Origin of the sequence: Sulfurihydrogenibium sp. (assembly GCF_027448985.1) — a bacterium.
GTDB lineage: Bacteria > Aquificota > Aquificia > Aquificales > Hydrogenothermaceae > Sulfurihydrogenibium.
In genome coordinates, this window is the sequence record NZ_DAIDMN010000160.1 from 1 (window position 1) to 1186 (window position 1186).

A 1186-nucleotide genomic window follows, 5' to 3' on the forward strand; every position below is an offset into this window, starting at 1 on the left:
CGGTTTTGTAGTTGACTAAGTAGTAGTACCCGGAGTTGAACTTTTGGATTGGATAAGCAAGGTTTTTTCTACCCCACTTTTCAAAATTGTAAATCTCTCCCTGATTCTCTTTAATCAGGTTTTGGATTGCTTCAACTCTACCGTTTAACTCTTCTTCCGATAGAGTTGGTTTTAGAGCAAACACTAGTTCGTAATGTCTCATACACATACCTCCTTCTGGATGATTTTTATAAAATCAGCCTTCCTGATACTTACAGGAAAGCAAGGCTTATATCACACTTTTATTACAACTATTCATAGATTTTTCTATACCATATTTTAACACGTTTAGTATACATTCTGTAGAGGCAGCTATTACCCTATCCAAAATAATTTTTTCATCTTTTGTAAAAGGAGATAAAACATAATCGGATACTTCCTCTTTTCTTGCAGGTCTTCCTATTCCTATTTTTAGTCTTGGAAACTCTTCTGTTTTTATCATACTTATAATTGATTTTATTCCGTTGTGTCCACCACTTGAACCTTTTGTCCGTAGTCTTATACTTCCAAGTGGTAAGTCAAGGTCATCGTAAACAACTAGTATCTCATTAGGTTTTAAGTTGTAATCTTCTAAAATGTTTACAACCGCATTTCCACTTAAATTCATATACGTTTGAGGTTTGGCTATTATGACATCATAATCTGGACACTCGTATATATGAGAAAAATCTTTTTCTTTGTATTTTTTATCACATTTAATTGATTTTGCCACAGCGTCGGCAACCATAAAACCGACGTTGTGACGAGTATCTTTATACTTTTGTCCCGGATTTCCAAGTCCAACAATAGCCTTTATCAATTAAGCAGAAGCTCCCTCAGTTGTTTCTTCTGCAACTTCTTCTATTAACTGCCAATGTAAAACTTGTTATCTGCATACCACTTGGTAGGTATCTTATCTCAGGGTCCCTTGTTAGCCTACCGATTAACAAAACTTTGTTTAACATGTTATGCTACCTCTTTATTCTCCTGTTGAGAAGCTTTTGGAACATGAACCTTCATGTTTAAAAATCTGATAACATCTTCGTTAATCCTTAAATTGTACTCAAGGATTCCGGGAAGTTTGTTGTTTGCGGTTTTGTAGTTGACTAAGTAGTAGTACCCGGAGTTGAACTTTTGGATTGGATAAGCAAGGTTTTTTCTACCCCAC

General features: G+C 35.1%; 3 protein-coding genes and 1 pseudogene. All 4 read right to left on the minus strand.

The features are described 5' to 3' along the window. Positions 1 to 202: 30S ribosomal protein S6 (gene rpsF, locus NE054_RS08275; protein ID WP_297890515.1), on the minus strand; the 202-nt coding region annotated here is incomplete at its 3' end. Between the two features lie 66 nt (positions 203 to 268). Next, positions 269 to 838 carry an aminoacyl-tRNA hydrolase gene (gene pth, locus NE054_RS08280; RefSeq protein WP_297890517.1) on the minus strand — a complete coding sequence of 190 codons (570 nt, stop codon included), beginning with the start codon at positions 836 to 838 and terminating at the stop codon, positions 269 to 271. Between the two features lie 40 nt (positions 839 to 878). Then, positions 879 to 983: pseudogene (locus NE054_RS08285) on the minus strand (single-stranded DNA-binding protein); the annotation flags it as partial. A gap of 1 nt (position 984) precedes the next feature. Next, positions 985 to 1186, minus strand: a 202-nt coding sequence (gene rpsF, locus NE054_RS08290) for a 30S ribosomal protein S6 (protein ID WP_297890519.1), incomplete at its 5' end; no start/stop codon positions are given.